Genomic DNA, 23,972 nt, shown 5'->3' with positions numbered 1-23,972 from the left:
ACCTCAATATTATATATGGAAAGAAGACAATTTTTGAAAACCAGCGCGATTGCGGCAGCCGGTTTTAGCATTTTACCGTCAGGAAGGCTGTTTGCATCGGCACCTGCGAAAGTCCGTTTAGGTTACATAGGCGTAGGTGCCCGCGGCATGAGCCATATTGCCGAAGGTTTGCTTCGCGATGATGTGGAGATCGTTGCCATTTGTGATACACAGGAAAGCTCACTGAAGATTTGCCGCGAATACATCGCCAAAAAAGGCCATGCACCCGTAAAGGAATACACCGGCGGACTGGATGCCTACAAAAAACTGCTCGACCATAAAGATATCGATGCGGTAATTATTGCCACACCATGGCAGTTTCATCACCCACAGGCTATTGACGCTATGAAAGCCGGAAAGTATGTAGGCTGTGAGGTAATTGCCGGTCTTACGGTTGAAGACCACTGGGATATCGTTAACACTTCAGAAAAAACAGGCATCCCATACATGACGCTTGAAAACGTTTGTTATCGTCGTGACGTGATGGCAGCCTTGAACATGGTACGCCAGGACCTGTTTGGTGAAATCATTCATTTGGAAGGCGGATATCAGCATAATTTAAGAGGAGTATTATTCAATAATGGTAAGCAATATTATGGCGGTGGTGTTGAGTTTGGCCCTAAAGCCCTGAGCGAAGCCCAATGGCGCACGCAGTTCAATATCGATGTGGATGGCGATATTTACCCAACCCACGGTGCCGGTCCGTGTATGCATTATGCCAACATCAATGCTGGCAACCGTTTTACGAACCTGGTATCATTTAGCACCAAAGCAAAGGGTTTGGCAGCATACGTAGAAGAATTATCGCCCGGTCACCCGAACGCTAAGATCCATTACAAGAACGGCGACGTTACTACCACTATGATCAACTGTGCCAATGGCGAAACAGTGATGCTAAGCCATGATACGCACCTTCCCCGCCCATATTCGTTAGGTTTCCGCGTACAGGGTACTAAAGGTTTGTGGATGGATGTAAACAAAAGTGTTTATATCGACCATAAATCAAAAGAAGATGATTCATGGGACCCGGCAAAAGAATGGTTTGATAAATATGACCACCCGCTTTGGAAAAAATACGAAAAGTTTGCCGAAGGTGCAGGTCACGGCGGTATGGACTGGTTTGTGTTTAACGCCTTTGTTGAATCAGTAAAGCAAAAACGCCAGACACCTATTGATGTTTATGATTCTGTTACCATGAGTGTGATTACGCCGTTATCAACAAAATCATTAAAAGAAGGTAATGCCAGCATAGCGTTTCCTGATTTTACCCGCGGCAAATGGAAGGAGCGCAAAAATACCTTCGCGCTTGATGACAGCGGCTTTTAATTATAATTATCGTTTATATTTTTTGCATGTTTTGTGTAAAGCCCGGCCAAAAGCCGGGCTTTACTTTTTTAAAACGATCATAGCTGCCCTTGGCTCCGGCACAGCGATAGCTTTTTAGTGTAACTCGTGTTTTTTTATTTAATTGATTATAAGGAGTTTATATGTAAATATTTGAATGTATGTTAACCCTGTTAACCCCCTTGCCGGCCTAAGCCAACGGCTATGAGCAACAGCCGAGTGGTGGCCGATATTGCAGTGGATTAATTTTGTAAATGTTAGTCCAACCAACTCATAATCAAATTCTTCAAGCTTAATCCTCCAAATACGCAGAATCCATAAAATTAACGTTTAAATCATCCGGTTTGCAACCCGCTTAATGCCACAAAAGCTTTCAGGAATCAAGCTTTATCACTGCAAAATACTTTGAATCAAACGTTTGCGTAAGCCTGTTTTCACCCAAAGCAAACGTTTGCGCTGTGTTTGGAGGGGCGATTTTTTGTTTTCGAAACCCTGTATCTCTAATTTCCAATATTCAAAAACAAGGCTAAATCACAACAAAAAACTAACAATTAATTAATACTAACACCACCAACGTATGATTAAAATTTACTCACTCCCCGACAAGGGCTTCAGCAAACACATTTATTTGAGGAGGCAGATCAACGGCCTTTTTAAGTTGATGTGCTGTTGCCTGCTACTATTATTGCCAGTACTTGCCAATGCGCAAACAACCATTAATGGTAGCGTAAAAGATAAAGACGGTCCTGTAATTGGTGCTACCGTTACCCAAAAAGGTGTCAAAAATACCACTACAACCGATGTTGCCGGTAAGTTCAAAATTACATTAAAGGGTAACTCTACAATATTGGTTGTTTCTTACGTAGGGTATAAACCGCAGGAAGTATCTGTGGGTGGCTCAACTGATATCACCATCACTTTGCAGGAAGACCTGAATAAACTGAATGAAGTAGTTGTTGTAGGTTACGGTACTGTTAAAAAAGGTGACCTGACCGGTTCAATCAGCTCAATCAAGAGTGATAACCTGACGCTTGGTGGTACAACCACCAACATTGGACAGGCCATTCAGGGTAAAGCAGCAGGCGTGCAGGTACAACAGGCCAGTTTTGCGCCGGGCTCCGGAATCAATATCACCGTGAGGGGTGGTAACTCTATTAATACCTCAACTTCTCCATTATATGTTGTTGATGGCTTCATCAGCGATAATGGTAACCAGGTTAACCCTAATGACGTGGAGGATATCCAGGTGCTTAAGGACGCTTCGGCAACAGCTATTTATGGTGCGAGAGGCGGTAACGGCGTTGTGTTGATCACCACAAAAAAAGGTAAGAATGGCAAAGTTTCTTTGGATGCCGATATATCAGGCGGTACACAATATCTAAGGTATCAGCCGGACCTGTTAACCGGGCAGCAGTATACCGATATCCAAAATGCAACGGCTCTTGAAGACGGAAAGCCACAACCATATCCTTCAAGCTTCCAGGTGGCTAATACCAACTGGTTAAAGCTTGCAACCCGCAACGCAACAGTTCAAAATCAAAGCATCAGTTTAAGCTCAGGCGATCAGAATTCAAAGATCTATGTTGCCGGTAACCACATCAAACAGGTGGGTGTATTACAACATACGGGTTATGAAAGATATACTGCAAGGATAGGTGCTGAGAAAACCATGAATGAAAACCTGAAGATCAGCGCTAATTTTTACGGGGCCAGTTCAAGCTCAACACTGCAGTCATACTCCGGCGATATAACCGCGCCATTATTTAGTTTATTGACTGCACCACCAAACGTAAAACCATATAATGCCGATGGTACTTATAATTATTACGTTACCCAGGGTACAAAAACCAATGCGTTGTCGGGCTTATTAGAGCCCACAAATAATAGCGGCAATAAATTAGTAAATGCCAACATTGGTTTGGATTACAAAATAATCAATGGCCTAACTTATCATCTTACTGCCGGTACCGAATATACCCAAACTACAGCCGGGCAATATTTGCCAACTACAACAATCGCCGGCGCTAAGCAGGGTGGTGTTGCCAGCGAGCAAACCTCATCAGCTTTCAGGTGGATAGTTGAAAATTACTTTACCTATAAATTTAACATAGCTAAAGATCATGACTTTACTGTTTTATTAGGTACGTCGAATCAAAAGGATGTCACGGAAGGATTGAGCGCGGGTGCTAAAGGTTTTTCTACAGATGCGTTTTTATATTATAACCTAAGTGCCGGATCATTGGTTAATGGTTATGGAAGCAGCAAGGCAGAAGCCATGTTGACATCATATTTTACAAGATTTAATTACGCTTATAAAGATAAATTATTAGCATCCTTTTCTTATCGTGACGACCGTTCGTCAAACTTCGGTTCAAACAAACGTTCAGGCTTTTTCCCCGCAGGAGCAATAGCGTATAAGCTTACCGATGACGATTTTATAAAGGACCTGAATACGTTCTCTAATTTAAAAGCTCGTGTTAGTTACGGTGTTACAGGTAATGACCGTATCCCCGCAAGCCTGTATCTTTCAACTTTTAGCCCTTATGGTGTTGTGCTAAATGAAACCGGCAATTTGCAAACCGGTATCGAGCCTAAAACACTGGCCAATCCCAACCTGAAGTGGGAAAGTACAAGGCAGCTTGATATTGGTTTGGATATGGGTTTTGCCAATGGCCGTATCAATGCAAGTATCGACTACTACAGCAAAAAAACAACTGACTTGCTCATCCAGATTCCTATCGGCCAGCAATGGGGCTTCAGCAATCAATGGATAAATGGTGGCTCCATCCAAAACCGGGGTATTGAGCTTTCGGTAAATACCAACAATTTACAGGGTAAAGATCTATCATGGAATAGCACCGTAACGTTCGCTTATAACAAGCAAAAAGCGTTGGATTTAGGTCCTGGGGTAACCGTGATCAGCACTAATACTGCTAACCCAAGTGGTACCGTTTCGGGCCAGGAATTTACAAGGGTTGTACCAGGCATTGAGTTAGGTGAACTGTATGGCTACGTTTACGAGGGCGTAGTGAAAACCGGCGAAACATACGCCCCGCAGCCAAATTCAAAAGCAGGTGATCCTAAATACAAAGATGTGAACGGCGACGGTAAAATTACCCCGGACGACCGCACTTACCTGGGCAATTCCAACCCACATTATATGGCCGGTTTTGGCAACGATTTTCATTACAAAGGCATTGATCTGGGAATATTTTTCCAGGGAGCGTTTGACTATTACCTGTACAACATGAATGCTATGGTACTCGAATCAACTACAGGTGTAACCGGATTGAACAGGTTTGTTGCAGGTAAAAATGAAAATACATCTATCCCCCGCGAAGGTTATTACCTGAGCACTTATGGTAGCTACGTAAACTCGCGCTTTGTTGAAAATGCTTCTTATGTGCGTTTAAAATCACTTACACTGGCTTACAATTTCCCGTCATCGTTGTTTCAGCACATGAAAATTTTGCAGGGGATAAGGGTTTATGCCGAAGCTCAAAACCTATGGACAATTACCGGCTATAAAGGTACAGACCCGGAAGTTAACGTGCACTCTGGCGCTACTGGCGGCGGTTTAGACTTTAACTCGTTCCCGGCATTCAGAACGATAACATTCGGTATTAAGGCATCTATCCATTAATGAAATTATCCATTTAGGGGATCAACAAAATTTTAGTCAAAATGAAAAAATATAATATTCTACTCTTAGCAGCCGCGGTAGTTACACAGTTTTCGTGTAACAAAACCAACCTCGAGCCTAAAATATACAGCAGCTTAACAAGCCAAAACGCATTTTTAACCAAGTCTGACGCCATTGCAGCGGTTAACTCAGTCTATGCCCGCTTGAAAGGCCCGGCAGTTGGCGATAACTTCGATTATTGGACAGTGAGGCACTTTGCCCTTACCGACTTAACTACCGATGTAGGCCACTGTAGCTACGCCGGCGACCCGGGACAGTTGTCACTGGTGCAATGGAACTCAGCTAACGGTTTGATAGCCGAGGATTACAGGCAGATCTATAAGCTTGTTGCCAATGCAAACAATGCTATTTACAATATAGCCGCGATGAAAAGTATCACAGATGCTCAGAAAAATCAGTTTTTGGCTGAGATGAAATTCTTACGTGCTATAGCTTACTCCGATCTTACAGATGCCTGGGGCCCGGTGATCCTGAATACGGAAAAGGATGTAGCCAATCCCGATTACAAAGCTCAAACCGCGCCGAGCCCGGTTGCGGAGGTGGACGCGTTAATGATCAGCGATCTGCAAAATGCGATCAATGTATTGCCTAAAGATTATACCAAAAGTGATATCTACACAACTAATGATGTTGGTCGCGCCACCAAAGGTGCTGCGATGTTCCTGCTGGCCAGGATCTATCTGCGTGAGCATCAATGGCAAAAAGCCGCTGATTTAACCAAGCAGGTGATGGATCTGGGTATCTACCAGTTATATCCAACCTACGAAGGTTTATTTAAAGAATCAAACACCTGGTGTTCTGAAAATATCTTCTCGGTATTAAGCGATGCTAACGTTAACGGAACAGAGTTATTGAACCACTTCGGTCCGCTAAGCCATCCGGTGTTAACCGACAGGTGGCAGTACTACGCTGTAACCTGGGATTTTTACAACAGCTATGGCGATGAGGATGACCGTAAAAAAATGTTCTTCACCCAATACCAGGGCGTCGACGGCTTAACCCACAAACAAGCCCCTTCGCAGGGCGCTACCGCTCCGGATGGAGTATTGTATATGCCGGATGTTGCAACCATGAAGTATGCCGATCCAAATGGGGCCAACACTTACTATGATGGCCATAGTGTGGATGTTTTACGCTATGCAGATGTGTTATTAAGTCGCGCCGAAGCTTTAAACGAATTGAATGGTCCAACCGCAGAGGCTGTTTCATTAGTAAACCAGGTTAAAGGCCGCTCACATGCCAAATTATTGGTGCAGGCTAATTTGACGCAGGCAACTTTCCGCGATGCATTGTTACAGGAACGCGGCTGGGAGCTATATTATGAAGGCAAAAGAAGGGCCGACCTGAAACGCTTTGGCAAATATGATGTGATCGTGAACGCCTATCTGAAACGTGTTGGCCAAACCAATACCGTACAGTTGCCGCGCGACGAGTATTTCCCATATCCGCTTAACCAGGTTAACATCAACCCCAAGCTGAATAATGCGGGCAGGCAGCAATAAGCATAAAATTCAAATATTAGTAAAGAGTATACAGCCTTCAATGGGGTGTATATTCTTTACTGTTTAACCGGTATTACAAAATTAGTGATGAAAGATTGGTTTAAAGTTTTAGCGAAGGGGCTGTTGGTTTCGATCATCTGCGGTTGCTCGGGTGGCAATCTGATAAAAGAAATTCACATAGGCCTGTATAATAATAACGAGCTAAAAATTAAGCTTGATGTTATGACCAGCAAGCCTGTTGATCTGTACGCCGAATACTGGATAGAAGGTAAGCAGCCGGTAAAGTACAGATCGACCACTACAGGAAATGCTAACTCATATAAGCTTGTGCTTCTGAATATATTGCCCGATACTACTTATTCATACCATGTAGTAACTGTTGACGGCGGTGATACTGTAGTTGGCAAAACCCATACTTTTAAATCGCACCAGTTGCCGCTGTTTTTGCAGGAACAATTCAATGCAAAAGTTGCCGCGAAAGCCACTCTTCCAACACAGTTTAATGACGGCTTGATGCTCATTAACAAGCGTTACGCACCGGGTGTGGCATTTTTGGTTGACGCTAAAGGGCAAATCAGGTGGTACCACATGATTGACAGGCTGGGTTTTAAAGTGATCAATTTTACGAAGGATAAAACCCTGCTTTCTATTTTAGGCCGAAATGATGAACCTACCAGCTACGGCAGTGAGATCTTGGAAATTAATATGTTAGGCGATACTTTACTGCACCTTACCAAAGGGCAGGGCGATTTCAAGCAAACCATTCATCACGAAATATTGAAGAACGATAAGGGCCAGTTGGTAACCATTTTTGTGGATAAGAAAATTATGGATCTAACATCTGTAGGGGGAAGTAAACAGGATACTGTTAACGGCGATGGCATTATGGTGATGGATAAAACAGGTAAACAGCTTTATAAGTGGAGTGTGTTTGATGTAATGGATCCGCTGAAAGATCCCCAAATCCTGAAAACAAAAAAAGACTGGATGCATGCCAACAGTTTAAATTATGATGTTGATGGCAACTACCTGATGTCATTTTATAACAACGGGCAAATCTGGAAGATTGACGCCCATAATGGTAAAGTGATTTACAAATTTGGCAAGGGTGGCACCATTGCTATGCCTGTCGACTGCAACTTTACCCAGGCCCACGCAGCCCACATTAATAAGCAGGGAAACCTCTTGTTTTTTGATAACGGGGTGGAAAAACACCAGTCGGGCGTGTATGCAATGAAAGTTGATGAAAAAAATCAAACCTCAACTATTGCTATGCACATCAAACTACCAAAAGAAATTTTTAACGGAAGGATGGGCAGTGCCTATATGATCAATGATACAACCACATTGGTATGCTGCTCCAAAAGACACATTGTAGTATTGGCAAATAATAAAGGCGTTTTACAATGGACAATGGAGACATCAGTACCAACCTATCGCGCCGGGTTTATAAAATACGAACAGCTTGATCCTTTTTTAAAACCGTAGATCATTAAAAATGAAAAAGAAATATCAATATATAGCTTTGCTGATGTTGTTAGTCGCTTTGGCGGGCATTGCCCAGTTAGTTTCTTGTAGCGGGAGCAAGGCCGAAGAGGCAAATAAAGCTGATTCAGCGGCTGTGAATAACCTGGTTTCCGTAGATACAACCAAAATGCCGGGCGGTAAATATGGTGCGGCCGTACGGTACGGAAGGGAGTTGATGTTGCATACCGCATACTATATTGGCCCCAAAGGTATTAACGGACACTATACCGGCAATAAAATGAATTGTACCAACTGTCATCGAGATGCCGGTACAAGGCCATATGCTTTTAACCTGATAAGATCGTTTCGTGATTATCCGCAGTACAGGGCAAGAGAGGGAAGGATTTTGTCTTTGGCCGAGCGCATCAACAATTGTGTAATGCGCCCTAATTTAGGCAAACCTTTACCTTTGAATGGAAGGGAGATGATCTCGATTATGGCTTACCTGAAGTTTTTGAGTGATTCATCAAACGTTTCTAAAACCACCAAAGGGTTAAAAAACATGGAGGTTGAACTGCCGGATGTTGCGGCATCATCAGACAGGGGCGAGGTTTTATACGCTCAAAACTGCGAGCGTTGCCATGCGAAAAACGGCGAAGGCAAAATGCGTTTTGATAATGTAACCTATGAATATCCGCCTGTATGGGGATTGTTGGCGTACCGTCCGGGTTCAAGCATGCACCGTGTGGTTAAATTAGCGCAATGGTTAAAGGGTAACATGCCTTACGATAAAACAGCTGAAGGTAAACCTTTCCTGACCGATGCCGAGGCGCTTGATATTGCCGCTTTTGTAAATGACGATAAAAAACATAAACGCCCGTTACCTAAAACTACCAAAGAGGTTGATTATCCGCATTATGAAGAAAAAGCAATTGATTATGATAAAGGGCCTTTTAAAGATCCTTTTTCTGAACAACAGCATAAATATGGGCCTTTTAAACCTATTATTGATTATTGGGAAGGCCAGGGGATTACACCTGCTATATAATCAGTAATAAATAACAAATGCCGTTGCTCGGCTCCAGCCGAGTGACCGCTATCTCCAGGCCTCTGGCCTGCTTAACACTGCGGCCGGAGGCCGTGAAATAGTTGCCACTCGGCTGGAGCCGAGCGGCGGCGGTTTTAGGAATTATAATTCCTGAAACAACATTATAAAAAGACTGACTAAATTTATTTCATGAAAAAACAATTTTTAGCTTTCACTTTCCTTTTATCCGGCTTTGCTGCTTCGGCGCAAAAAGTACCTTATACCAATTGCGATAAATGCTGGCTGGCCGATTCATTGGGTAACCACCGTGTGGTGTTAACCTTTAATGGTACAGGTAAAGTGGCTAAAGCAGTGATCAACTGGCGGCGCAGGGATAATGAGTCCGAAAATAAGCGGATTATCATTCAGGATGCTAAAACCAAACAAAAAATAACCAATGTAAAAGTTGGTTCCGTAAACCGTGAAAGCGGCGAACTGTATTTTGAGCCAACATCGGGTAAGGGTACTTACTTTGTGTATTACATGCCTTATAAAAATGAAGGCCGTTCCAATTATCCAAAGGGTGTTTATCTCAAACCCGAAAATACAGCTACTACAGAGTGGCTTAGTACCGTAAATGGTAAGCAAGCGCCTTTAGCTGCGGTAAAAGAATATCAGTCTATCGATGCTTTTAATAGTTTTTACCCTATGGAGGTGATCGCTACTAAAGCTGAAACGGATGCTTTGATTAGTAAACATAAAACAGAAGCATTTATGGTTTTTCCGGAAGATAGGATGAACTCCATCCGCATGGCTAAAGATCTGCCTCAACGGTGGATAGAATTTGGTCCGCGGAGCACATACACCGGCGAGGCTGCCCGTGGCGAAAACTTTGCATTTCAGTTGGGTATTTACGCGCTACAGAATATAAAAAACATACAGGTAACATTCAGCGACTTGAGATCTGCAACGGGTAAGGCTATACCAGCTTCGGCGTTATTTTGTATTAACACCGGTGGCACCACCTACGATGGCAGGCCACTCAGCCAAGTAGTAGATATTGCCAAGGGGGAGATCCAGGCCTTATGGTGCGGGGTAGATGTACCTTCAGCCATATTACCTTCAGTTTATACCGGCAAAGCTACCATCAGCATCAACGGGAAACCCGCAAAAACAATTGCTTTATCTGTTAAAGTAAACAGCAAAATATCAAAAGATGGCGGTGTGAGCGAACCTTATAAAATGACCCGCCTGGGCTGGTTAAACTCAACCATGGCACAACAAAATACGGTCATTGCGCCATATACACCGCTTGAAATAAGCGGCAATACTATTAGCCTGCTTGGCCGTAAAGTGGAGGTGAATAAAGATGGTTTCCCAAAACAGATCCAGACTTACTTTACCCCGGAAATGACGGAGTACGCGGCAACACCTAATAACCTGCTTACCGAGGGCATCCACTTTCATTTTATTGATGCCGCCGGTAAAAAGATAAACCTGAAAAGCCAGGGTGTGCAATTCACCAAAAAAGAGGCAGGCACAGTGCAGTGGACGGCAGTAAGCGCTAATGATAGTTTACAGATGGATGTAACCGCCTCGCTGGAGTTTGACGGCTTTATGGCTTATACCGTGAAAGTAAAAGCCCTACAGGATGTTAGCCTGAAAGATATTACCATGCACATCCCTTTTAAAAAAGATTTTGCCAAATATATGATAGGCCTTGGTCAAAAAGGGGGCTATCGCCCTGAAAACTTTGAATGGAAATGGGACGTTGCCCATAAAAACCAGGATGGCGCCTGGATAGGTAATGTGAACGGCGGTTTGCAATATTCATTGAGGGATGAAAAATATGTTCGTCCGCTGAATACCAATTTTTATCTGCAAAAGCCATTGTTACTGCCAACTTCATGGGGTAATGATAACAAAGGTGGTATTAAAGTAGCGTTTGATGGTAAAGCAGTATTGGCCAACAACTACAGCGGTGAGCGCGACCTGAAAAAAGGCGATGAACTGTACTACAACTTTACCCTGCTGGTAACGCCTTTCCATACCATTAATACCGATTTTCAGTGGGCAACAAGGTTTTATCACTCGTACAAACCTATTGATACCATAAAAAGCGCAGGCGCAACACTTATCAATATTCATCATGCAACAGCAATAAACCCAACTATTAACTACCCGTTCATAGCATGGCAAAAAATGAAGGCTTATGATGATTCGGCACATGCTGCGGGGTTAAAGGTGAAGATCTATAATACCATCCGCGAGCTATCCAACCATGCGTACGAAACTTTTGCGCTACGCAGTTTGGGCCATGAGATCTATTCGCCGGGTAAGGGTGGAGGCTTCAGCTGGTTACAGGAGCATGTGGGCGATGATTATATAGCCGCATGGTTTGTACCTGAAATTAAAGACGCCGCCATTATCAACAGTGGCATGAACCGCTGGCACAATTACTACGTGGAAGGCATGAACTGGTTAACCCAAAACGTTGGTATCGACGGTATTTACCTGGATGATGTGGCTTTTGACCGTGTTACCATGAAACGCATTAAACGTGTATTGACTAAAAATGGTCATCCAGGTATTATAGATCTGCACTCGGCTAATCAATACAATAAAAGCGATGGTTTTAACAACAGCGCTAACCTGTATATGGAGCATTTTCCTTACCTCAACCGTTTATGGTTTGGTGAGTATTTCGATTATGAAAAAAATGATCCCGATTTTTTCCTGACTGAAGTGAGTGGGATCCCTTTTGGTTTGATGGGCGAGATGTTGCAGGGTGGTGGTAACAAATGGCGTGGCATGGTTTACGGCATGACTAACCGTATGCCATGGAGCGACGGCGCCGATCCGCGGCCGATCTGGAAAGCCTGGGATAATTTTGGTATGAAAGGCACAAAAATGATTGGTTACTGGGTTGATGATAATCCGGTGAAAACAGATAAAGCCAAAATTATAGCAACCGTTTACAAAAAGGATGGTGCCGCCATGGTGGCCGTTGCCAGTTGGGAAGATGCCGATACTGATTTTCAGTTAAATATCGACTGGAAAAAATTAGGCATTGACCCGGCAAAAGCAACTATTACTGCTCCGGAAATTAAAAGCTATCAGCCGGGCAAAACATTTGGCCTGAACGACAGGATCCCGGTTGAAAAAGGTAAAGGCTGGTTACTGATCATTAAATAACAGGGTAATGAATAAAAATGGTTTATCGCCGGATGCCTTGCATGGTAGATTATTGATTTAAACCCGCCGGTCTGCCCCTGCGGTTTAGATTGTTGGCTTATTATGTTAGTTTGTAGTTTGAGGTATGTATCAAAAGCATACATACTACCCGTGTTTTTATAACAACCGTAAACCCTTGAAACTGAACGGCAACAAGCTCTTTGAACTACTTTAGTTATAAATTGGATTGAAATAAAATGAAAATATTTTAATTGAATCGGTAAATTGTTGGTACTTTCATAAAAAAACAACCAAAATATTGAATTACTACCAATGAATACACAACATCCATGGCATGAAGTTTCAACCGGGCCTAAAATCCCCTATATTGTAAACGCCGTTATTGAAATTCCTAAGGGTTCGAAAGCTAAATATGAGATTGATAAAGAATCCGGGCTTTTAAAGTTAGACCGTGTTCTTTTTTCGTCAGTAATGTATCCGGCCAATTATGGATTTATCCCACAAACCTATTGTGATGATCAGGATCCGCTTGATATTTTAGTTTTATGTTCGGTTGATGTTTTTCCGCTGTCTGTCATCGAAGCTAAGGTGATAGGGGTGATGCATATGGTTGACAATGGCGAACAGGATGACAAAATCATTGCTGTTGCCAATAATGATATGTCAGTAAACTACATAAATGATTTAAGCGAACTGCCGCCACATACAATTAAAGAGATTGAGTGTTTCTTTAAAGATTATAAAGTATTGGAAGGTAAAAATGTAACGGTTGAGCGCTGGATGGGCGTAAGTTATGGGCATCGAGTTATTGAAGATAGCATGGTATTGTATGATGTTAATTTTAAACCTGTCCAAAACAAAGTAGCCGGTTAAAATATTAAGGTCTAACAAAAAATGTTTAACTCTGCTTCTTTTTAATTGAGCTGCGGCGTTAAACATTTTTTATTTTCACTTCGTCCCGGCGGGGAGCGCAGCGCAGATAATCTTTAGGAGTTAGTACCGTCGGTTTCCTTCAGGATTTGCCTGCTCCGTTTATGCCTCGTTAATTTGGGTTTAAAATTGCAGCAGGCTAAATAATCCCTTCGCAGGATGCATATTTGCATTCGCATATTGCTAATGATGTTTTATGAAAATACTGCACATTATACCTGCTTATAAACCCGCTTACGGCTACGGAGGTCCAACTGAATCTGTATCGCGGTTATGCGAGGGATTAGCAGCTAATGGGCATGTTGTTGACGTTTATACCACTACAGCCAACGGTAAGACCGAACTGGATGTAATCCCGGGTACGATGACGAATGTGGAAGGCGTTAATGTAATTTATTTTAAACGGATCACCGGTGATCATACGCACGTTAGTCCGGCATTATGGCGCAGGCTTATTAAAACCGCCAGCCATTATGATGTGATCCACATCCATTCGTGGTGGAGCATTTTAAGCGTAATAGCTGCACGGATCGCCTTATTCAGTAAAACCAAAGTGATTTTGGCGCCCCGCGGCATGCTAAGCGGGTACGTATTTGAACGCGGAAACAGCAGCTACAAAAAATTGATCCATAAATTAGGTGGCCGTAAAATTTTAAAGAAATGCGTGTTGCACGCTACCGCCCAGTCTGAATATATGGAATGCAGGAGGTTGATTCCGGGCTGGCAGGGCTTTGTATTACCCAATATTTTATCATTACCTGATATCGAAATAAAGGAACCCCGCAATGAGTGCTTCACGATTATTTTTATGTCGCGCATTCATCATAAAAAAGGACTTGAAAAACTGTTTACTGCTATAAGCAAGCTCTCTTTTAATCTGAAGCTTGTCATTGCCGGCGATGGAGATGAAGCATACGTACAGCAATTGAAACAACTTGCGGATGAGTTAAATATAGCTTCAAAAATTGACTGGATAGGCTGGGTGAACCGGGATGAGAAATTTGAACGGCTTAACCAGTCTGATCTGTGTGTCCTCACCTCCTTTAATGAAAACTTCGCGAATGTGGTGGTTGAATCATTGCACATGGGTACTGCAGTTTTAGTTTCCGAAAATGTTGGTCTTTCCGATTTTGTTGGTGAAAATAACCTGGGCTGGGTTTGTACATTAGATACCGTCGACATTGTTGAAAAGTTGAACGAAGCTCACCTTGGAAAGCAAAAATTAGATCACATCCGCAAGCATGGCCGCGAACTTATCAGAACGACGTTTCATGAGCAGGTGCTGATAACAAAGTACTACGAAGAGTATTTAAAATAGTCCCTCTTTTCTTTCGGTCAGTTTGCTATCCCGGATGGCTGCCTTCCTTTAAAGCTAAGCCCGAAATGTGCGTTGGAACTGAGGTAGGTACGATTAAAGGGCCAGACTATTGCCGGCCCTGCTGATACTTATAATGTAAATTTTTTAGCGTTTCTATAGTCGCCTCATCTGTCGAGATCCCATAGCCCGTTACCAGTGTGCCTTTAATACCTTCCGCTGAAGCAAGGGCGTAAACAATAGCCTCATCGGCGGGGTCGGAGGGGCCTTCGTAGCGGTACAGGTCCACTATTTCAAATTCTTTTACCGGGAAATTTTCCGCGCCTGCTTTGAGGTGATCACCTTCCAGGCTAAATTCATGGGTATAGCCCTGTTCTTTTAATTTGGTTATCGCTTCGGTTACCGTTGCGTAATGAAATTTTTGTTCTTCCATGAGATAGGTGTTTGTTATCAATAGCTAATATACAATTAAAGTACGCTGCCTGTTTCAGTAATTTCTGCCGAAAATGTTTCGGGCTGTACCAATACAAAGCGCACCAAACTAAACTCCTGCTTAATACAATCCCGGATCCGGCCGATAGCTTCGTTGATTTGTTGGGTATCCAAGTCTTCTTTAAAAGCTACTATCAGCATCAAAATAATTTCATCGGGCGATTGATAGGTTGACAACATGTGCATCACCTTTAAAACGGCATTATCCTGTTCAACGAGGGTGCTTATCTTCGTACGCGATTCAGACGAAATACCTTCGCCCATAAGCAAACTCCTGCTCTCCCGGGCTAATATGGCCGAAACACCAACCAATATCAATCCAACCAATAATGATGCTATACCGTCAAGCACGGGGATGTGATAACGATGGTTCAGGAACATGCAAATGCCAACAATAAAAAGCCCTGCAACGGCTGCGCTATCCTCAAACATCACTAAAAAGGTTGATGGGTCTTTGCTTTTAACTACGGCATCCCACCAGGTTTGATCGCCCCTTATGGCATTAAATTCTTTCAGGGCGATGATGAGCGACGAGCCTTCAAATATGACGGATAATCCCAAAACGATATAACTCATCGTAGGATCGCCAAGGGGTTCGGGTTGGCGGATATGTAATATACCCTGGTAAATAGATAGCCCTCCGCCCAGGCCAAATATCATGATAGATACAATGAACGACCAAAAGTATAGCTCCTTACCGTAGCCAAAAGGATGGGTTTTATCGGGCTCTTTGCGGGCCCTGTGCAGACCAAGCAACAGCAGCAATTCGTTAGCGGTATCCACTACCGAGTGGATACCCTCGGAGATCATAGACCCGCTTCGGCCTATAACGCCCGCTATAAATTTGGTTATTGCTATGAGCAGGTTGGCAATTAGTGCGCTATATATCGATTTTTTTGATGAGGTCATATTCCTTAATGCGCTATTACCTCGGCATCGCCAAGTTTTTTAACATACAATTCATCAACCAAAATCACAATAATGGCCACAATAGGAACTGCCAATATGATACCCAGTACCCCCGAAAGCGTTCCCATAACCACCTGGCTGATGATGGTAAGCGCGGGAGGAAGGTTGATCATACGGTTTTGTACTATAGGCACTACGATATTGCTCACTACGGTTTGCGATACAACATAAATGAGCGCCACTATAATAGCGGTATTTGTGCCAATGGTAAGTGCAAGTAATACACCCGGTATCATGGCTATAACCGAGCCCAGGTTAGGGATGATCTTTAACATGCCCGCAAATAAAGCTAATATCAATGCCGCCGGAATTCCCATAATGCTTAAGCCTGTGGTAAGCAGCAAGCCCAATAATACCATAGAGAGCAGCATCCCTTTAAGCCAGCCTTTTAATGAAAGACTGATCCTGTCCATAATATCTTGTCCCAAAGGTTTTTTTTGATCTGATAGCAGCATTAATATGCCATTTTTATAAACATCGGGATTGGTAGTAAAAAAAATACTCAGGAACAGTATGATATAAATATCACCCAGCACGCCAAAGCTGGTGCTGAAAAAGTGCTGTACCGTAACCACAACTTTATCGGGATCATTATCGCCCGAAAAATAATCAAGTATTTGCTGCCCCGTTGGGTTTGAAGCCAGCTTAGCCTTAAAATTATTAACCGTATGCGGAAGCGTATCTTTAAGTAAAGTTATCTGGTGCTGTATGGTTGTGCCCATTAAATAAAACAAGCCTGCTACAATTAAAAATGAACCAACTACAGATATGATCATTGCATACCGCCTCGGCATTTTAGTGTTACGCTCTATCAGGTCGCCAAGGCCATGAAAATAAGTCGCGATCAGTGCGCCTGAAAGTACCATGAGCAGTACGTTAAAAGCCACCCGGGCTATCAGTATCACTACAACCAATAAGGCAACAATAGCAACAGTGTGCCATACTTTTTCGATATAAGTAAGCTCTTTTTCTTTTTTTGGGGTCATATAGCAGGTATTTGTTCCATTAACACATTCATGTACTCTAAATGTTTTGATTGAATTAAGTTAACAAGATATTACGAAAGAGATTTAGATCGATTGCTTTTAAACTTTTTAAAATGTTTTAGAAAGGAAGTGTAACAATTTAAATAAGTTTTTATGAAATTATTCCATCAAAAGATTTTTAACGATATTTAGGTTATAACCGAACCAAAAACCATAGCCCTCCAGTTGATGAAGAAAAACTACTATATCGTAACGCTGATCATGCTTACGTTTTTTGTTATTTCGTTTTTAACCAATATTATCGGGCCGTTATCTCCCGAGTTTATTAAGGATTTCAAGTTGAGCGATGTAATGGCAGGAGTATTGCCCTTTGCATTTTTTATTGCCTATGGTGTTATGTCAATTCCGTCGAGCATGCTGGTTCAAAAGTATAATGAGAAAACCATTATGGTTGCTGCTTTTGTGGTGGCGTTCTTTGGCTCTTTACTATTGGCTGTTTATCCTAATTATCTTACTGCCATTATATCCTTGTTTTTAATTGGCTGCGGTATGGCTATGCTGCAGGTGGTGATTAATCCGCTGCTCCGCACATCAGGCGGGGAGGAAAATTACGCTTTTACCTCAGTATTGGCACAGCTCATATTTGGCGGGGCATCCTTTGTTAGTCCGCTGGTTTATTCATACATGGTTAAAAACATGGGGAGCAACAAGGGTGGTATTTTCCCTTTGCTTGAGGCGCACGTACCCACAGCCATGCCCTGGATCTCGTTGTACTGGCTGTTTGCGGTTATTTGTTTAGGTATGTTGGTGATCATGCTGATATCTAAATTTCCGAAGGTTGAACTGGCCAGCGATGAAAAAGCCGGGCCATGGAAAACCCACGTCGACCTTTTTAAAAAGCCCGTTGTTATAGCTTACTTTATAGCTTTGTTTTGTTATGTGGGCAGCGAGCAGGGCGTATCTTACTGGATGTCGCAATTTTTACTCGTTTACCACAAGTTTGATTCGCAAACCACGGGTGCCAGCGCGGTAGCCTATTTCTGGGGATTGATGACCGCCGGCGGCATTTTAGGCTTGTTTTTACTTAAATTGATGGATAGCCGCAAGCTGCTGGTGATCTTTACCATTTTGGCACTCATTTTCCTCACGCTTGGTTTGTTCGGCAGCGCTCAAACATCATTGTACTCATTTTCAATAGTTGGCTTCTTCATGTCGGTAATGTATCCCATTATATTCTCGCTGGCGTTGAGTTCGATAGCTGAAGATCACGGTTCATTTGCCGGGATCCTGGTTACAGGGATTATTGGCGGCGCGGTGGTTCAGCTCCTGATAGGCGGTTTGGGCAGCCTGTTTGGGTTAAGGCAGGGGATGTTTTTCCTGTACATTACATTCGGCTACATGCTTAGTATCGGCTTTTGGGCTAAGCCGCTGGTTACCAACAAAACTATTTTTGATAATAAAGCATAATAAATAAATGAGCAATATAAAAGTTATAGGCATTGATCTGGGAGCTACTAATATCCGAGGAGCGGTGGTTAATAATAACACCATCGGTAATATCATATCTCAACGGATAAAAAGCGACGGCAGTGTAGAAGATGTGCTGAACGATATTTATGCCGTTGTTGATGCCCTGCTGCAAAACGATAAGGCCAGCGCCATTGGTATAGGTGTGCCCAGCGTGGTTGATGTAGCCGAAGGTATTGTTTATGATGTGCAATATATTCCCTCATGGAAGGAAGTGCACCTGAAAAAACTGATGCAGGAGCGATACGACATCCTGGTATATGTAAATAATGACGCCAATTGTTTTGCCGTAGGCGAGTTATATTTTGGAAAGGGAAAAGATACTAACAGCATGGTTGGCGTGACCCTGGGCACCGGGCTTGGTACCGGCATTATCACCAATGGCAAACTGTATGCAGGCCACAATTGCGGTGCCGGGGAGATAGGTCTTTTTCCCTATATCGATAACATCCTGGAGTACTATTGCAGCGGCTCATTTTTTAGTAATGTGTACGGATTGGATGGCGTACAGGTATTTAAAGATGCTCAGGCCGGCAAAGAGAGGGCATTGGAGCTGTATGCCGAATTAGGAAACCATGTGGGGAATGCAGTAAAAATGATCATGTACGCCTATGATCCCGAGCTGATTATTTTAGGCGGATCGGTAAGCCAGGCCTTTGAATATTTTAAAGATACCATGTGGAAACAGGTGAAAACCTTTGCCTACTCAAAAACGCTTGAACGTATAAAAATCGAGATCTCGGAACTGCAAAACAGCGGTATCATAGGTGCGGCCGCTTTGTATTACGATAATCAGAAGTAAAGTTAATCTATCATGAAAAAAATATTATTAATGTCGATAATAGTCCTGCTCAGTACAAGGGTATTTACGCAGGAGCGGCAGGAGAATTTTAACTTACTGTTGAAGGACGACTGGCAGATGCAATCGGTAGTTACAGTGCCCGCCGCCGCTACGGAGATTTCGAAAGAAAAATTTGATACCCAAGGCTGGTATAAAGTAAGCGTGCCATCAACCATTTTAGCGGGCTTACTGGCCAATCATGTATATAATTTCGATCCGTTTATGGGCAGGAACCTTGAAAAACTGGCGGATCCTAAATTGGATAAACCATGGTGGTTCAGGAAGGAGTTTACCCTGCCGGCTACCGAAAATGGCAAAAACGTGATCCTTCGTTTACATGGCATTAACTATAAAGCCAACGTTTGGTTCAACGGGGTTAAAATAGCCGATTCAACAAAAGTGAAGGGCCCATATCGCATCATTGATCTTGACCTCACCAAAAATATCAACTATAGCGGCACCAACACTTTAGCTATTGAAGTGCTTAGGCCTTTTACCCCAAACAAACGTGATGGCGACCTTGCCATTGATTATGCCGACTGGATTCCCTATCCGCAGGATTATAATGGTGGTATCATTAATAACGTTGAAGTGAGAACTTACAATAAAGTAGGCGTGAAGTTTCCATTGGTTACAACAGATTTCGATCTGCCATCGTTAACTATCGCTCATTTAACGGTAAACGCCCAGGTGACCAACTATACCAATAAACCCCAGGACGCGGTGATCAAAGGCCGGATCAATGAAAATATATCCTTCGAAAAAAAAGTACACCTGCTGGCTAACGAGTCGAAGAATGTAAACTTTTCACCTTCGGAGTTTAAGCAGTTTAATATCAAAGATCCGTCCATCTGGTGGCCCTGGCAATATGGTAAGCCAAACCTCAACCGCATTGAAGTATCGGCTGTGGTTAATAAAAAGCTGAGCAACTCGGTGAGCGAGAACTTTGGGATCAGGCAGTTTACATCCAGGATTATTGACAATAACCAGTCGCGGGAGTTTATTGTGAATGGCAAGCCTATTATGTTAAGGGGGGCGGCCTGGTCGCCTGATATTTTCCAGCGTCGTTCGCCCGAAAGGCAGGAGCAGGAGATCCGCCTGGTACGCGATATGAACATGAACATTGTACGCTCTGAAGGTAAAATGGAAGACGATAATTTTTACGATCTGTGCGATAAATACGGCCTGATGGTGATGAACGGCTGGATGTGCTGCGGCACCTGGCAACATCCCGAAAAATGGGATGCGGCCGAACGAAAAGTTGCCATGGCGTCAGATAGTAGTGTGATGTACTGGCTGCGCAACAAGGCCAGCTTGTTTGTATGGCTCAATGGCAGCGATATGCCACCGACAGATACCTCGGTTGAGCGCGATTACCTGAAGATTGAAAAGCAGTTAAAATGGCCTAACCCTTTATTAGCAACCGCTAATGAAAGTAAATCAAAAGTATCGGGCTATAGCGGTGTAAAAATGGCCGGCCCGTATGAGTGGGTGCCGCCTGTTTATTGGGAAACCGATGCCGCCAAAAAGTATGGCGGTACTTACAGTTTTGCTACCGAGATTTCGCCCGGCCCGTCAATCCCGCCGTATGAAAGCCTGGTGAAATTTATCCCTAAAGATTCGCTGAACGTAACCTCGGCCGCCTGGAACTATCATTGCGGTACAGGCTCATTTGGCACCACAAAGGTATTCACCAAAGCGCTTTACGGTCGTTACGGCGAAACTGTATCCATCAAAAACTATGTAGCCAAAGCACAGGCCCAAAACTATGAGGCCCACCGCGCCATGATGGAAGCTTACGGATTAAATAAATATCAAACGGCCACGGGTGTAGTTCAATGGATGCTAAGCAATCCGTGGCCAGGTATTATCTGGCATACATATGATTATTACTTGTATCCTGCGGGCACTTATTTTGGTATGAAAAAGGCGATGGAACCACTGCATGTGCTGTATTCTTACAAAACAAATGAGGTAGCAATTATCAACTCCTTTTTAAAAAGCTTTACTGGTTTAAAAGTTAAGGCTGATGTTTATAACCTCGATGGATCAAATAAATTCAGCAAAACCGCAACTGCCGATATAGGTGCCGATGCATCAAAAAGATTATTCGCCCTGCCCGCCATTACCGGTTTAACGGATACTTACCTGTTGCGCCTTGAATTAAACGATAAAAGCGGTGAAACTAAAAGCATCAACTGGTATTGGCTCTCCAAAAAAAGCGATGAGCTCAACTGGAAAAAATCAAACTGGTTTACTACGCCGCAATCGGCCTACGCGGATTATTCGGCCCTGCAATCTTTATCTAAAACTAAATTGGTGGTTAATCAAACCGGTAAAGCTGAAGGGGACAGTACCTCGCATATGGTAACTATCAAAAATACAGGCAGTGCAGTCGCATTTTTTGTACATCTGCGCGCTTTGAAAGGGCAAGGTGGTGACGATATTTTACCGGTGATCTTCAGCGATAACTATATCTCACTGGCACCGGGCGAAAGCAGGGTAATCAAGTGCACCTATAGCACTAAAAATGCCGATGGTACAACGCCCTATTTCCTAACTTCGGCCTGGAACCTGGATATAGCTGCGAGCAGTGGCGATTGTGGGTTTGAAGATGGGCTGCCGAAGAAGTAAGTTTATCCTGGAAATAAGCTGATCATGGCCAGTTTTCTTAAGTTAAAATATCTGGTAAAATTATCCCCAGTGGATAAATACAGGCATTTTTCGGGCTAATTTCCGGTGATTGGTGAAATAAATAAACCGCTGTTTATTATATTCGGCAAAACCCAAGCAGATAATGAAATTACTATCTAATTTAACCCTGTCATTTTGCCTGTTTTTTTGTGCCGGCGTTTGGGCCCAGCAACCTGTTAATATGCAATATTCGGTGTCGATGGAAAAGGCGGCCGACCATTTGTATCATGTTGAGTTGACCAATAAAACCCACCTCAAAACGCTCGATTTTAAGATGTGCGTTTGGACACCGGGATATTACCAGCTAATCAATTTTGCCGGAGCCGTACAAAATTTTACTGTTGCCGATGCAAAAGGCAATTCGCTTAAATTTGATAAGCCTACTAAGGATACCTGGAAGGTTATTAACCCCTCAGCCGGAGATGTAAAGATCTCGTACGATGTTAAAGCCGTTGTGCCGTTTGTGGGCAACGTTTACCTTGACGAAACAAGAGGCTACATTACCCCCGGAGGCCTGTTCATGTACCTCGACCAGGAATTACGCCATCCAGTCACCATCCAAATGAAGCCTTACAGCAAATGGAGCGATCTGGTAGCAACCGGGCTGGATACCCTGAAGGGACAATACCATGTTTACAAAGCAGCCGATTTTGATGTGCTTTATGACAGCCCATTTTTAATGGGCGAACTGGAAGTTTTGCCGCCTTTCAGCGTGCAGAATAAACCACACAACTTTATCGGTTATAAGTTGCCTGCTTTTGACAGGCAGGCGTTTATGGACGACCTGAAAAAGATAGTAGTGACCGGCAGCAACATCATAGGCGAAATTCCTTATACGCATTATACCTTTTTATCCATTGGCGCGGGTGGGGGCGGTATTGAGCATTTAAACTCAACCTCGTTAAGCTTTAGTGGTGGCGAAGGGTTTAATACGCCAGAAGCCCGTAAAAAGCTGTACAACTTTATAGCGCATGAGTATTTTCATCACTATAATGTTAAACGCATCAGACCGGTGGAGCTTGGGCCGTTTGATTATTCGAAAGAGAACCATACCAATATGCTTTGGGTATCAGAGGGCTTCACCGTTTATTATGAATACATGATAACCAGGCATGCCGGTTTAATGAGTAATGAAGATATGTTTGGCGATTTTCAGAATAACCTGCGTAACTACGAAAATGAGCCGGGGCATTTGTATCAATCGGCAACACAAGCCAGTTACAACACCTGGGACGACGGGCCTAACGGCAGGCAGGGCGACGATTTTAATAAAACCATTTCATACTACGATAAAGGGCCGATTTTGGGTTTGATGCTTGATTTCAGCATCCGCCATGCAACACAAAATAAAAAAACGCTTGATGATGTAATGCGCCTGCTTTATTATAAGTATTACAAAAAGCTGAACCGTGGTTTTACAGAACGGGAATTCAGGAACGAATGTGAGAAAATGGCAGGCATACCTTTAACCGAGGTATTTGAATATGCGTCGACCGTTAAACCGCCTGATTATCCAAAATATTTCGCTTACGGAGGACTAGCTGTTGATACTGCTACTAAAGTGGTATCGGAATCATGGGCTGGCCTTAACGTGCGGCAGCAGGGTGACACCCTCCGGATCAATACTGTTGCTTATAAATCGCCGGCCTGGGATAAAGGCATCAGGGGACGTACGGTAATACTTACAGTTGATGGCATACCTGCTACAAAAGATATACTTTTTAAAGCTTTCGAAACCAAAAATACCGGCGACACCTTAACATTGGGTTTGTTAAAAAACGGCGAAAAGAAAGACATAACGATTGTTTTGGGTAGGCTAAAGGAAAAGACATTTAAAATAACGCCATTGCCGAACCCGGACAAGTTGCAGGCCGAGATCTTTAAAAGCTGGACAGAAGGGAAGTAATAGGTTTAGTGAGTGGTTGATTGGGTTGATCAGGT

The 23,972-nt window shown here is 43.2% G+C and carries 15 protein-coding genes; 12 read left to right on the top strand and 3 right to left on the bottom strand.

Annotation, left to right across the window (positions count from 1 at the left end; all coding sequences use genetic code 11):
• Positions 1-15 precede the first annotated feature (15 nt).
• The 8 genes from ABIC84_RS14375 to ABIC84_RS14340 all read left to right on the top strand — a co-directional run bounded on the left by ABIC84_RS14375 (position 16) and on the right by ABIC84_RS14340 (position 14,525).
• A complete protein-coding gene (locus ABIC84_RS14375; RefSeq protein ID WP_426589061.1) occupies positions 16-1,365 on the top strand; it encodes a Gfo/Idh/MocA family protein in 1,350 nt (449 codons plus the stop codon).
• 595 nt (positions 1,366-1,960) lie between these two features.
• Positions 1,961-5,026, top strand: coding sequence for a SusC/RagA family TonB-linked outer membrane protein (locus ABIC84_RS14370; RefSeq protein WP_429263966.1), 3,066 nt, complete (start codon positions 1,961-1,963; stop codon positions 5,024-5,026).
• Between the two features lie 41 nt (positions 5,027-5,067).
• On the top strand, positions 5,068-6,588 hold the full coding sequence (locus ABIC84_RS14365) for a RagB/SusD family nutrient uptake outer membrane protein (RefSeq protein ID WP_429263965.1): 1,521 nt from the start codon (positions 5,068-5,070) through the stop codon (positions 6,586-6,588).
• 87 nt (positions 6,589-6,675) lie between these two features.
• Positions 6,676-8,076: an aryl-sulfate sulfotransferase gene (locus ABIC84_RS14360; RefSeq protein WP_429263964.1), complete on the top strand. Its 1,401-nt coding sequence runs from the start codon at positions 6,676-6,678 to the stop codon at positions 8,074-8,076.
• Positions 8,077-8,086: 10 nt separating this feature from the next.
• Positions 8,087-9,103, top strand: coding sequence for a c-type cytochrome (locus ABIC84_RS14355; protein WP_429263963.1), 1,017 nt, complete (start codon positions 8,087-8,089; stop codon positions 9,101-9,103).
• Between the two features lie 189 nt (positions 9,104-9,292).
• A complete protein-coding gene (locus ABIC84_RS14350) occupies positions 9,293-12,277 on the top strand; it encodes a glycoside hydrolase domain-containing protein (protein WP_429263962.1) in 2,985 nt (994 codons plus the stop codon).
• 312 nt (positions 12,278-12,589) lie between these two features.
• Complete coding sequence (locus tag ABIC84_RS14345; protein WP_429263961.1) at positions 12,590-13,150, top strand: inorganic diphosphatase; 561 nt, start codon at positions 12,590-12,592, stop codon at positions 13,148-13,150.
• Between the two features lie 253 nt (positions 13,151-13,403).
• A complete protein-coding gene (locus ABIC84_RS14340; RefSeq protein WP_429263960.1) occupies positions 13,404-14,525 on the top strand; it encodes an XrtY-associated glycosyltransferase XYAG1 in 1,122 nt (373 codons plus the stop codon).
• A 106-nt stretch (positions 14,526-14,631) separates the two neighbouring features.
• On the opposite strand, the gene ABIC84_RS14335 is transcribed toward ABIC84_RS14340, so the two are convergent.
• Genes ABIC84_RS14335 through ABIC84_RS14325 form a run of 3 tightly spaced genes read right to left on the bottom strand, consistent with a single transcriptional unit; the run spans position 14,632 to position 16,969 of the window.
• The gene (locus ABIC84_RS14335; RefSeq protein WP_188831673.1) at positions 14,632-14,955 is read right to left on the bottom strand and encodes a hypothetical protein; all 324 of its coding nucleotides are present in this window, start codon (positions 14,953-14,955) and stop codon (positions 14,632-14,634) included.
• Positions 14,956-14,990: 35 nt separating this feature from the next.
• On the bottom strand, positions 14,991-15,923 hold the full coding sequence (locus tag ABIC84_RS14330) for a cation diffusion facilitator family transporter (RefSeq protein ID WP_429263959.1): 933 nt from the start codon (positions 15,921-15,923) through the stop codon (positions 14,991-14,993).
• Between the two features lie 5 nt (positions 15,924-15,928).
• The gene (locus ABIC84_RS14325) at positions 15,929-16,969 is read right to left on the bottom strand and encodes an AI-2E family transporter (protein WP_426589041.1); all 1,041 of its coding nucleotides are present in this window, start codon (positions 16,967-16,969) and stop codon (positions 15,929-15,931) included.
• 228 nt (positions 16,970-17,197) lie between these two features.
• Here ABIC84_RS14325 and ABIC84_RS14320 point away from each other — a divergent pair, with 228 nt between their 5' ends.
• The 4 genes from ABIC84_RS14320 to ABIC84_RS14305 all read left to right on the top strand — a co-directional run bounded on the left by ABIC84_RS14320 (position 17,198) and on the right by ABIC84_RS14305 (position 23,937).
• Complete coding sequence (locus ABIC84_RS14320; protein ID WP_429263958.1) at positions 17,198-18,436, top strand: MFS transporter; 1,239 nt, start codon at positions 17,198-17,200, stop codon at positions 18,434-18,436.
• A gap of 7 nt (positions 18,437-18,443) precedes the next feature.
• Positions 18,444-19,298, top strand: coding sequence for an ROK family protein (locus ABIC84_RS14315; protein WP_429263957.1), 855 nt, complete (start codon positions 18,444-18,446; stop codon positions 19,296-19,298).
• A 12-nt stretch (positions 19,299-19,310) separates the two neighbouring features.
• Positions 19,311-21,971: a glycoside hydrolase family 2 protein gene (locus tag ABIC84_RS14310; RefSeq protein WP_429263956.1), complete on the top strand. Its 2,661-nt coding sequence runs from the start codon at positions 19,311-19,313 to the stop codon at positions 21,969-21,971.
• A gap of 163 nt (positions 21,972-22,134) precedes the next feature.
• Entirely contained in the window at positions 22,135-23,937 is a 1,803-nt protein-coding gene (locus ABIC84_RS14305) for a M61 family metallopeptidase (protein ID WP_429263955.1), read from the top strand.
• Positions 23,938-23,972: the final 35 nt, after the last annotated feature.

Origin of the sequence: Mucilaginibacter sp. 3215 (assembly GCF_050433785.1) — a bacterium.
Lineage (GTDB): Bacteria > Bacteroidota > Bacteroidia > Sphingobacteriales > Sphingobacteriaceae > Mucilaginibacter.
This window is presented reverse-complemented; position numbering and strand designations above follow the sequence as displayed.